Raw genomic sequence first — 11494 nt, 5'->3', positions numbered from 1 at the left:
TCAGTGAACGCCGCCGTGGAGTTCAGCCTGGAGGTCAACCAGAACAAGTATCTGCCGGTGGGCGGCACGACGATGCACGCGATCCTCTCGGTCACCGGGCGCCGGGCGACCGACGGGGATGATCGGGCGCCCGGACCGGATCCGGCGCAACTGGTCGAGGTGCTGGTGATCGACTGCTCCGGATCGATGACGGATCCACCGACGAAGATCGGGGCGGCGCGCCAGGCCACCGCCGCCGCCATCGACGTACTGCCCGACGGGGTCCGGTTCGCCGTGATCGAGGGGACCGAGCGGGCCCGGCTGGTCTACCCGCCCGAACCCGGGCTGGCGGTCGCGTCGGCGGCCAGCCGGAAGCGGGCCAAGGCGGTCGTTGCCCGGCTCAGCGCCAGCGGCGGGACGGCAATGGGCAGTTGGCTGGCCGCAGCCCGAGATCTGCTGCCCACCGAGGCATCGGCGATCTGTCACGTGCTGCTGCTCACCGACGGCATCAACCAGCACGAGACCCAGGAGGAGTTGGAGCGGGTGCTGCACACCTGCGTCGGCAGGTTCGTCTGCGACACCCGGGGCATCGGCGACGGCTGGCGTCCCCGGGACCTGATCCGCATCGCCACCGTGCTCAACGGCACCGCCGAGGCGGTGCGCCGGCCGGCCGAGTTGGAGGCGGGTTTCCGGGAGACGATCCGTGCCGCCCTGGCCAAGCTGCAACCCGATGTACGGATCCGGGTGCAGACCCTGCCGTACTCCCGGGTCGGCTTCTTCAAGCAGGCCAGGCCCGCCCTGATGGATCTCAGCGAGCAGGCGAACGAGGTCGACGAGCGGACCGTGGAGTTCGCCACCGGATCATGGGGCGCGGAGCGCCGCGATTTCCACCTGCGCCTGGACGTCACAGCGCCCGACGGCATCCTGGACGAGGACCGCCTGGCCGCCCGGGTCGACCTGGTGGTCGGTGGAAAGGTGCGGCCCGGCACCGCCACCGTGCTGGTGAACTGGACCGACGATCTGGTGAAGTCGGCAAGGCTCGACTCCGACGTCTCCCAGGTGACCGGGCAGGAGGACGTGCGCCAGGCGATAAACGCCGGCTGCGACGCGTACGACCGGGGCGACCTGATCGAGGCCCATGCCCAGTGGAGCCGAGCGGTGAGGCTGGCCACCCAGACCCGGGACGAGCCGGCGCTGGAGCAGTTGCGGTACCTGGTCGACATCGAGCCCACCGGCCTGGTCCGGTTGAAACCGCAGCTCAGCCGGATGGACGTACACGTCAGCTCCGTGATGTCGAGCCAGACGCGGTACCCCGACCAGCCACGCCCACCGGCCCAGCACGGGCCGCCGGAGGCACACCGCCTCTGCGGTGACTGTGGCTGGCCGTCGCCGTCCGACGCGGAGTACTGCGAGCGTTGCAACGCCGAGTTGGGCACCGCCGATCCGGCCGGGCGGGCGGGGACGTGACGACGGTAGCCACTCCCCGGCCGCCGGGCCGGCGCGTCAGCACCACCCGGCGTACGCTGTTGCGCCTGCGGACGGCTCTGCTCGCCAGCACGGCGATCGCCCTGATCGGCTGCCTGACGGTCTTCCTCGGTGTCGCCCGCACTGCCGACGCGGCGGCCACCCGGTCGGTGCCGGCGATTCTCGCCGTGCACGACGCGCAACACGCGCTGCGCAGCGCACACGCCGCGGCGGTGGGCAACCTCGCCGACGGTGGGACGGTGCTGGGCGGGCCGGGGGTGGAATACCAGCGCCAGATCGCCGGGGCCGGCCAGTACCTCACCCTGATCGCCGAGAACAATGCGGCAGGCGACGCCGGCACCCGGGACATCCAGACCATCGAGGCACTGCTGGTCACGTACACCGGGCTGATCGGGCAGGCCGACGCGCGGTACCGGGACGCGGGCCTGCGGGCGCTCGGCGCCGCCGCGCTGCGCGACGCGACAAGCCTGCTGAACGACATCCTGGCGCTGCTCGACACGTTGCGGGAAAAGCAGTTGGCCGTGCTTGACGAGCAGGTGGCCGCCGGCTGGACGCAGCGCTTCACCCCGCTCGCCTGGCTGTTGCCGCTGGTCGTCCTCGGCGTACTGCTGGTGGTGGCACAGGGCTACCTGTCCCGCCGGTTCCGGCGGACGGTGAACGTCCCCCTCCTGCTGGCGACGGCGGCGACGGTGGTGATGGTCTGGCTGACCTCGCTGAGCCTGGGTTCGGCGACCCAGCTGGATCAGGTCGGGCAGGACATCCAGTCCGTCCACGACAGCCGGCAACAGCAGGTCCAGCAGGTGGGTGCCATGGCTGCCGAGCGGCTCGCCGCCGAAGTGCGCAAGGAGTGCCCGCAGGCGTGCGAGTCCGTCCTCGCGGCGCTCGACGCCGACGCCCAGGCCGACCCGGCGGGGACGCCGGGCGGTGCCGCCGCGCTGGAGGCCGAGACGATGGCCCGCGCCGACCGGGCGGCCGACAGCCGCTCGGTGGAGTTCGTCCTGCCGGTGCTGGCCCTCGGCATCGCGGTGCTGGTGCTCGCGGGATTCCAGCCCCGCCTGGCGGAATACGGACACCTGTCGACATGACCAACCGCAGAGGTACCTCAGCAACGGCGCTGGCCCTGGTCACCACGCTGCTGGCCGGCACCGGGCTGGTCGGCTGCTCCGCTGCCGAGCCGGCCGGGCGGGTGACCGTGCTCGGCTCCTGGACGGGCGAGGAGCAGGACGTCTTCCGCGCGGTGCTCGACGGGTTCGAGGCCGAGACCGGCATCCGCGCCGACTACCAGGGCCACCGGGACGTCAGTCAGGTGCTCCAGGCGGGCATCGAGCGGCAGCGCCCGCCCGATGTCGCGATCGTGCCCCGCCTCAACGACCTGCAACGCTACGTCAACGAGGACGCGCTGCGCCCGCTGGACGGGATCGCCGGGCTGACCGACGACCCGGGCGCGGGGCCGCAGTTGATCCGCATCGCCGGCCGGGCCGAACCGGACGGCCAGCCGGTCGGCCCGAAACGCGTCTACGCGGTCGCCGTCGCCACCCATCTCAAGAGCGTGTTCTGGTACGACCCGGCCCGGCTGGCCGAGGTCGGCCACCCCCGGCCGCCGACCAGCTGGGACGAGTTGGTGGCCATCGGGTCCGACGCGCGGGTCTCCTGGTGCCTGGGGATGAGTTCGCCGCCGGTCACCGGCTGGCCCGGCACGGACTGGATCGAGGACATCCTGCTGCACCAGTCCGGGCAGCAGGCGTACGAGCAGTGGACCCGGGGCGAGCTGTCCTGGCGCGCCGAGCCGGTCCGGAACGCCTGGCGCGCCTGGGGTGAGCTGTTGCAGACCGCATCGTCCCGGGACGCGGCGCGGGCCGCGCTCTTCGCCACCTGGCTGGAGGCGGGGGCCGGCCTGTTCACCTCGCCGCCCGGTTGCCACCTGGACCATCAGGGCTCGTTCGTGGTCCGCAACTACCGCTCCCTGCCGGACGTCGAGCCGGGCCGCTTCGACTTCTTCCCGATGCCACCGATCGGGTCGGCGGCCACTTCGTCGCTTCAGGAGGTCTCCGACGATGTGGCCGCGATGTTCCAGGACACCGAGCCGGCCCGGAAGCTGATGGCCTACCTGGCCTCGGAGCGGGCCCAGCAGATCTGGCGGCAGTCCAGCGAGGGGCTGTTCTTCAGCCGCCGGGGCCAGCCGGCCGGCGATGCCGATCCGGTGATCGGCAGGATCGCGGCCCGACTCGGCACCGGGACGCTCTGCCGCGACGGCTCGGACCTGCTGCCGACCGCGGTGGCCACCGCCTTCGAGCGGGCGGTGCTGGTCTATCTTCATCAGCCCGACCGTCTCGACGCGTTGCTCACCGAACTCGACGCGGTGGCCGGTGCGGTTCCGCGCGCCGAGTGGATGGACCTGGGCTGCGATCCGGCAACACCACCGACCGACGAACAAGGGGCCTGAGAGATGAGCCAGTTGCGACGATTCCAGCTTGAGTCCGGTGGCTCGGTGGTGGTGGAGGTCGACGGCAAGCCGGGTGTGACCCAGGCCGGCAACGCGGGCAAGGTCGTCCAGGACGCGCGGGTGACGTTCGACCGGGCCCTGGCGGAGGTACGCGACGCCGCCTCCGTCGCGCTCGCCCAGTTCCAGTCGATGGCCCACCGGCCAGACGAGATCGAGATCAAGTTCGGGGTGCAGTTGACCGCGGACGCGAACGCGGTGATCGCGCGTACCGGGGTCCAGGGTCAGTTCGAGGTGACCGTGCGGTGGCAGCGGTCACCGGACGCTCCCACCGCGTGACGAGGAACACCTGTCGAACCCGACGGTAGGTAGATAAACCGGCGGCGCGCTGTCGGTGGCGGTGATTAATCTTCCTGGGCGCGCCACGCCACCACCGGCACCGATCCCGGTCACATCCGACTTCAGGAGACCTCGTGACACAGCAACCTGTCGCGGCACCGCCGCCAGTCGCGACATCGAACAAACTCGACGCTGCCGTGCTCAAGGTGGCCGGTGTCGTGGTGCTCGGCGCGATCATGTCGATCCTCGACGTGACTGTGGTTAGCGTCGCCCTGCCGACGTTCCAGAGCGAATTCGACGCCTCGTACGCCCGCGTCGCCTGGACGATGACCGGCTACACGCTGGCACTGGCCACGGTGATCCCGATCAGTGGGTGGGCCGCCGACCGGTTCGGCACGAAACGCCTCTACATGATCGCGCTGGCACTGTTCGTCATCGGGTCCGGCCTCTGCGCCACGGCCGACACGATCGGGCAACTGATCGCGTACCGGGTGTTGCAGGGTCTCGGTGGCGGCATGCTGATGCCGATCGGCATGACGATCATGACCAGGGCGGCCGGCCCGCACCGGATCGGCCGACTGATGGCAGTGCTCGGCATTCCGATGCTGCTCGGGCCGATCAGCGGCCCGATCCTCGGTGGCTGGCTGATCGACGTGGCGAGCTGGCACTGGATCTTCCTGATCAACCTGCCGATCGGCATCGTCGCGCTTGTCTACGCGCAGTTGGCCCTGCCGAGGGACAACCCCGAGCCGTCCGAGTCGTTCGACTTCGTCGGCATGCTGATGCTCTCCCCCGGCCTCGCCCTGTTCCTCTACGGCGTCTCCACGCTGCCCGAAACCGGCACCTTCGCCGACCCGGAGGTCTGGGGCCCGATGCTTGTCGGCGCGGCGCTGGTGGTGGCCTTTGTCCGCTACTCGTTCAAGCCCCAGCACCCGCTGCTCGACCTGCGGTTGTTCCGCAACCGCCGGCTGACCGTCGCGGCGGTGACCATGTTCGTCTTCATCATCGCGTTCATGGGTGCCGGGCTGCTCTTCCCGAGCTACTTCCTCCAGGTACGCGCCGAGTCGACGCTGCACGCCGGCCTGCTGATCGCGCCGCAGGGGATCGGCGCGATGCTCACCATGCCGATCGCGGGCGTGCTTGCCGACAAGGTGCCGGTGGGCCGCACGGTGCCGTTCGCGCTGCTGCTCATCGTCGCCGGGATGTTCACCTTCACCCAACTCGACGCGGACACCTCGTACCTGCTGCTCTGCGGCTCGCTGTTCGTGATGGGCCTGGGCATGGGCGGCACCATGATGCCGATCATGACCTCGGCGCTGAAGACCCTCACCGGTCACGAGGTGGCTCGCGGCACCACCCTGCTGAACATCCTCCAGCAGATCGGCGGCTCGGTCGGTGCCGCGGTGATGTCGGTGATCCTGACAAACGAGCTGAACTCCGCGCCGAAGGTCCCCGGTCCGAACGGCGAGCCGATCAGCGAGGCGGGGCTGGCCATCGCCGCGCAGCAGCAACCCGACCTCGCCCAGCAGCTGCCGCAGTCGCTTGTCGAACGTGGGCTCGACTTCGCCGCCAGCTCCTTCGCCACCACGTTCTGGGTGGCGTTCGCGCTGGTCCTGCTCACGCTCATCCCGGCCGCGTTCCTGCCCCGCCGACGGGAACGCTCGCACCTGCTGGACGACCAGCCCGGGGGCAGCCCCGGCGAGCAGCCGAGAACCCCGGTCATCGTGCACTGATTCCGCTGTCGTTCGTCGGGGCCGGCCGGACGCCACCGTCCGCCGGCCCCCTCGTCCGGTCGACACCTTCTCGCCGAGGGCTGGGCGCGACCGTCAGGCGGGAGTTATCTCACCCGCAGTGAACGCGAGGTCCGCAAACCCGTACCGCGCCCGCATGGTGTCGGCCAGCTTGGCGCTGGCCCGGTCGACCATGACCTCGACCCCGGACCCGTCGGCACGCGGCGTCACCGCCGCGACCACAACCCCTTCAGCACGCCAGTACGCGATGTCCGTCCCGATGCGCTTCGCCACCTCGTGCAGGAGCAGGCGAGGGTGTCGGGCGTCGGCGAAGGTGAGCCGGAACTGCGGGTACCGATCGCGTAGGCCAGCGTCGAACTCCTCCACACCTGCCACCGGCACGCGGTGCACCACGAACCCCGCCACCGCCACGGTCAGCCCGGCGTACGAGTCGGTGGGATAGCTGCCCTCGGCGTCGCGGATCAGCAGTTCTCGTGGTGGCTCAACGATTGTCGTCGACGGCCCGGTCACGAGCTTCCGGGACTGGGTCGACGCCCGGTCCGCCGGCAATCCGGCACACCCGGCGGTCGCGGCCAGGACGCCGGCCGCGACTAGAACCCACCACTTCGTACGCATGGAGTTCAGCGTATGTCAAACCATCTACGGCTGTCTTGCGAGCCTGTTAACAGCGGAGTATGTTAACGCTCACATCGAGCTATTCAAATGGCTTCGATGGCCTCCGCATGGAGAGATCACACCGCTGTCGCACCTCTGGTCACGCGCACGACCGCAGCCAGAAAGGTCACCACCATGCCGTTAACCCGACGACAGTTCACCCTGAGGACAACAATCATGGGAAGGTCCCTCGCGGGTCGCCGCACAGCCAGCGGGCTACTCGCCCTGCTGATGAGCGTCTGTGCCGTCGTGGCAGTGCTGCCGGCCACGACCGCCAAGGCCGACAACCCGATCGTGCAGCACATCTACACCGCCGACCCGGCCCCGCTTGTGCACAACGGCCGGGTGTACCTCTACACCGGGCGCGACGAGGACGGTTCGACGTACTTCACCATGCGCGAGTGGCGGGTCTTCTCGTCGGCCGACATGGTGAACTGGACCGACCACGGCGTACCGATGAACCTGGCCACGTTCAGCTGGGCCAGCGCCGACGCCTGGGCCGGGCACGTCATCGAACGCAACGGCCAGTTCTACTGGTACGTGCCGGTGAAGAACCGGGCCACCGGGCGGATGGCCATCGGAGTCGGTGTGTCCAGCAGCCCCACCGGGCCGTTCCGGGACGCCCTGGGCCGCCCCCTGCTGGAGAACGGTGAGATCGACCCGCACGCGTTCATCGACGACAACGGCCAGGCGTACCTCTACTGGGGCAACCCCAACCTGTGGTACGTGCGGCTGAACCCCGACATGATTTCGTTCAGCGGCGGCCTGACCCAGATCCCGCTGACCACCGCCGGCTTCGGCACCCGCACCGGCAACGCCAGCCGACCCACCCTCTACGAGGAGGGGCCCTGGGTATACAAGCGCAACGGCACCTACTACATGATCTGGGCCGCCGAGTGCTGTAGCGAGTTCATCGCCTACTCCACCGCCCCCGGCCCCACCGGACCGTGGACCTACCGCGGCACGGTCATGCCCCGGCAGGGTGCCAGCTTCACGAACCATCCCGGCATCATCGACTTCAACGGCGGATCGTACTTCTTCTATCACAACGGCGCCCTGCCCGGCGGCGGCGGCTTCACCCGCTCGGTGGCGGTGGAGAAGTTCACCTACCGGGCCGACGGCACGATCCCGACGATGAACATGACCACCGCCGGTGCCCCGCAGATCGGCACCCTCAACCCGTACGTCCGGCAGGAGGCCGAGACGATCGCCTGGGGTTCCGGCATCGAGACCGAACGCGCCAGCAGCGGCAGCATGAACGTCGGTTGGATCGAGAACGGCGACTGGATCAAGGTCAAGGGCGTCGCGTTCGGCACCGGCGCGGCCTCCTTCACCGCGCGGGTGGCCTCGGCCGCGTCCGGCGGCACCATCGAGGTACGCCTCGACAGCGCCACCGGTCCACTGGTCGGCACCTGCCGGGTCTCCGGTACCGGCGGCTGGCAGAACTGGGTCGACACCTCCTGCCCGGTCAGCGGAGCGACCGGCACCCGTGACCTGTACCTGCGCTTCACCGGCGGCTCGGGCAGCCTGTTCAACGTCGACTGGTGGCAGTTCAGCAGCGGCGGCACGTCGACGCCGGCGTCGTACCGGATCATCAACCGCAACAGCGGTCAGGTGATCGACGTCCAGTCACCCAACATGAACGACCTGGCCGTGATCGGCCAGTGGACCAGCAACGGCAACCCCTGGCAGCAGTGGCGCTTCCTCGACGCGGGCAACGGCAACGTCCGGCTCCAGAGCGTCAACAGCGGCAAGTGCATCGACATCTCGAACGTCTCCACCGCTGACGGGGCGCAGGTCATCCAGTACACCTGCCACGACGGCCTGAACCAGGTGTTCACCTGGCGGTCGACCGGCGACAGCTACTTCCAGCTGGTCAATGTCAACAGCAACAAGTGCCTGAACGTGGTCGGCGGCTCGACCACCGCCGGTGCCGCGCTGGAGCAACGCACGTGCAGCTCCGCGACCAGCATGCAGTGGTCGCGCGCCTGAACAACCCGCACCTGCCGACACCATCACCAGACGCCGGCAAGCAGGCCAGTTCGGCCGGGTAGCGGTGGAACCGGCGCAGGCCCAGCTTGCGCACCGCGACCGGCCACGGCGTCTCGGTGGCGAGCACGACGAGATGCTCGAAGTTCGCCAGGTAGGACTCGCCGCGCGCCGCCCGGCGGGTGTGTTTCAGTCCTGCGGATCCAGCCCGAGGTACGGGCCGAGCAGCCGACGTAGCCGGGCCAACGTGACCTCTCTGATCGGCGCCACCTTCGTCCGGTCGGCGACCGCGACCTCCCGGGACGCCTGCACGATGAGGGAGTCGACGAGTTGGGCCATCGTCTCCGGCTCGGGCTCGCCGAAGTCGGCGAGCGCCTGCCGCAGGGGCACCTGGAGCTGGGCGTGGAACTGCTCCATCGGCCCCTGTAGCAGGCGCGGCTCCACCACCTGGGTGAGGACGCGCGCCACCGCCTGCTCGGAGCTCGCGAACAGGTCCACGCTGGCCGCCACGTACGCCCACACCCGGGTGGCCGGAGTCGGTGCCGCCATCACCCGGTTCAGAATCTGGCTGGCCCACTTCGGAAACACGTCGGCGACCACGGCCGCGAGGAGCTCGTCGGCAGAGGTGAAGTACTGGTAGACGCTGCTGCGGGCGAGCCCCGCACGACGCCCGACCGCTGCCATCGACGGTGCCCGCTCCTCCTCGGCCAGCAGGGCGCGGGCGGCGTCCAGCAGGGCGCGCCGTTGCCGAGCGTGGTGCTCGGCAACGGTGGCTGCCTGGATGCGCGGCACCCGCTCCTCCTCCTGGGCCGTTGATCGACGGTGATCGGCGGCGCTCAGGCGGCGCTGGGCTCGGCGATCATCAAGCGTCCGTCAATCATCTCAAGCACCCGGTCGCAGTGGTGCAGCACCTCGTGATCATGGGTGACCATGACGGTGGCGACGCCGTGGTCATGTGCCTCGCGGGCCAGCAGGGCGACGACGTCCTGGCTGCGCTGGCGGTCCAGCGCGGCGGTCGGCTCGTCGACAAGCAGCACCTGCGGGCGGGTGACGAGAGCCCGGGCGATACCGACCCGCTGCCGTTCACCGCCGGAGAGCTGATGCGGGCGGCGATCGGCCTTGTGCGACATGCCGACCTCGGCCAGTAGTTCCCGGGGATCGCGGGGGTTGGCGTACTTGCCGAAGGTCAGCGGCAGCCGGATCTGGTCGAGGCTGGTGAGGGCGGGGAGAAGGTTCCCGCTCTGGAACACGAATCCGATCCGTTCGCGGCGGATCGCGGTGAGCCGGCGCGGCGGCAGCGCGGTGAGATCGAGATCGTCGAGCCGGATCTCGCCCGAGGTGGGCCGGATGAGGGCTCCGCAGACGGCGAGCAGGCTGGACTTTCCGGCACCCGAGGGGCCGACGATCGCGACCAGTTCGCCCGCCGCGACCTCCAGGTCGACCTGGTCGAGGGCGGTGACGGTGTCGTCGCCGTCACCGTGCAGCAGGGTGACGTCGGACAGGGACAGCACGGCAGTCATCGGTTGCCTCCGAGCGCGGTGAGCGGGTCGACGCGGGTGATACGTAGGACGGCCACCGCGGCACCGATGACGCCCAGGACGAGCAGCAGGGCGGTGGCGGTCAGGATGGGGCCGGCCTCCAGCACGAACGGCATCGGGGTGGAGGAGATGGCGGCGCCGGCCGCGACACCGAGGGCCACACCGGTCGCGGCGGAGAGGACGAGGAGCACCACCGATTGCAGCAGGCTGTCCCGAAGCAGGTAGCGGGTGCTCGCGCCGAGCGCCCGCAGCACGGCGATCTCCTGCTTGCGTTGCACCGTGAGCACCGTGAAGAAGGCGCCCACCACGAGCGCGGAGATCGCGTAGAGGAAGACCTGGATCAACTGGAGGGTCGAGGTCTCGGCGGTGTAACCCGGCGAGGCACCGTACGACTCCTCGCGGGTCATCGAGGTCGTGCCCGCCGCCTCGTCGCCGGCCGTCAGGTCGACATCGGCACCGTCCGCGGCGCGGACGGCGACCGCGGTCATCTCGTCGTAGATGCGCTCGGCGGGCACGTCGCCCGGGCGCACCCCGGCCTTCACCTCCTGCCAGGTACGCAGGGACAGGTAGCCGATGTCGACGTGACCAAAGGTGTGTTGATCGGCGAGTACGCCCACCACCTTGAGCCCGGTGCCGGCGGGCTCGACGAAGATGGTGTCGCCCACCGCGATCCCCTCCTCGGCCGCGGTGGCGCTGATCACCACCTCTCCCTCCCCGGCGAGGCGGTTGCCCTCGGCGACGGCCGGGTCGAGGAACGAACCGAGTTCGACGCCGAAGAGGGCGAGGTCGATCTCGACGTCCCGGTCGGTCCGCCCGTTGGCCAGGGTGTTGCCGAGTGGCGCCGCCTCCGCCACACCGGGCTGCTCGGCCCAGGTGGCGACGGCTTCGGTCGGCACCACGCTGCGGGAGAACGCCGAGTCCTTGGCCACCTCGTGCTGGAAGGCAAGCGAGGTCACGGGGAGCCGTTGCAGGCCGGAGACACCGTCGTTCACCAGCCCGACGGAGAGACCGCTCAGGAGCACGGTGAGGATCGCGATGAGCGCGACCACGACACCCATGAGGGCGAATCGGCCGCGGGCGAAGGCAAGTTCGCGAATGGCGAGGAACATGGGCTTACCAGATCCGAAAAATAACCGACAGCATGTCGGCAAAGATACCGACATGCTGTCGGCAAGCTACCGGCGGCCATGCCCTTGTGAACGTTTTCACCTGAGCCCGATCAGCACCGCGCCCCTACCGGGGCACCCGCGAGGTGGCCGGTTCGCGCGGCCTGTGCCGCCGCCGGAGACCCCTCGGCAACTCCGTCGAGACGACCGTCC

Annotated in this window: 10 protein-coding genes; 6 read left to right on the top strand and 4 right to left on the bottom strand. The window is 69.9% G+C overall.

Going from position 1 to position 11494, the window contains the following annotated elements:
• Positions 1–3 precede the first annotated feature (3 nt).
• From QQG74_RS06525 to QQG74_RS06505, 5 genes are all read left to right on the top strand, one after another.
• Entirely contained in the window at positions 4–1446 is a 1443-nt protein-coding gene (locus tag QQG74_RS06525; RefSeq protein ID WP_341719395.1) for a VWA domain-containing protein, read from the top strand.
• Positions 1443–2549 carry a hypothetical protein gene (locus QQG74_RS06520; protein WP_341719394.1) on the top strand — a complete coding sequence of 369 codons (1107 nt, stop codon included), beginning with the start codon at positions 1443–1445 and terminating at the stop codon, positions 2547–2549. Before QQG74_RS06525 ends, QQG74_RS06520 begins: the two co-directional genes overlap by 4 nt.
• Positions 2546–3907, top strand: coding sequence for an ABC transporter substrate-binding protein (locus tag QQG74_RS06515; RefSeq protein ID WP_341719393.1), 1362 nt, complete (start codon positions 2546–2548; stop codon positions 3905–3907). The genes QQG74_RS06520 and QQG74_RS06515 overlap by 4 nt, the downstream gene beginning before the upstream one ends.
• A gap of 3 nt (positions 3908–3910) precedes the next feature.
• Entirely contained in the window at positions 3911–4243 is a 333-nt protein-coding gene (locus tag QQG74_RS06510; protein ID WP_341719392.1) for a CU044_2847 family protein, read from the top strand.
• A gap of 134 nt (positions 4244–4377) precedes the next feature.
• Positions 4378–5976 (top strand): DHA2 family efflux MFS transporter permease subunit, encoded by a 1599-nt coding sequence (locus tag QQG74_RS06505; protein WP_341719391.1) that lies wholly within the window; start codon positions 4378–4380, stop codon positions 5974–5976.
• Positions 5977–6069: 93 nt separating this feature from the next.
• Here the strand turns inward: QQG74_RS06505 and QQG74_RS06500 are convergent, their stop codons facing one another.
• On the bottom strand, positions 6070–6609 hold the full coding sequence (locus tag QQG74_RS06500; RefSeq protein WP_341719390.1) for a hypothetical protein: 540 nt from the start codon (positions 6607–6609) through the stop codon (positions 6070–6072).
• A gap of 270 nt (positions 6610–6879) precedes the next feature.
• On the opposite strand from QQG74_RS06500, the gene QQG74_RS06495 reads away from it, so the two are divergent.
• On the top strand, positions 6880–8640 hold the full coding sequence (locus QQG74_RS06495) for a family 43 glycosylhydrolase (RefSeq protein WP_341721148.1): 1761 nt from the start codon (positions 6880–6882) through the stop codon (positions 8638–8640).
• A 186-nt stretch (positions 8641–8826) separates the two neighbouring features.
• On the opposite strand, the gene QQG74_RS06490 is transcribed toward QQG74_RS06495, so the two are convergent.
• The 3 genes from QQG74_RS06490 to QQG74_RS06480 are packed head-to-tail and all read right to left on the bottom strand — an operon-like array spanning position 8827 to position 11284.
• Positions 8827–9429, bottom strand: coding sequence for a helix-turn-helix domain-containing protein (locus tag QQG74_RS06490; RefSeq protein WP_341719389.1), 603 nt, complete (start codon positions 9427–9429; stop codon positions 8827–8829).
• 44 nt (positions 9430–9473) lie between these two features.
• Positions 9474–10157: an ABC transporter ATP-binding protein gene (locus QQG74_RS06485; RefSeq protein WP_341719388.1), complete on the bottom strand. Its 684-nt coding sequence runs from the start codon at positions 10155–10157 to the stop codon at positions 9474–9476.
• Positions 10154–11284: an ABC transporter permease gene (locus tag QQG74_RS06480; protein ID WP_341719387.1), complete on the bottom strand. Its 1131-nt coding sequence runs from the start codon at positions 11282–11284 to the stop codon at positions 10154–10156. Before QQG74_RS06480 ends, QQG74_RS06485 begins: the two co-directional genes overlap by 4 nt.
• Positions 11285–11494 lie beyond the last annotated feature (210 nt).

The sequence above is a fragment of the Micromonospora sp. FIMYZ51 genome (assembly GCF_038246755.1).
Taxonomy (GTDB): domain Bacteria; phylum Actinomycetota; class Actinomycetes; order Mycobacteriales; family Micromonosporaceae; genus Micromonospora.
This window is presented reverse-complemented; position numbering and strand designations above follow the sequence as displayed.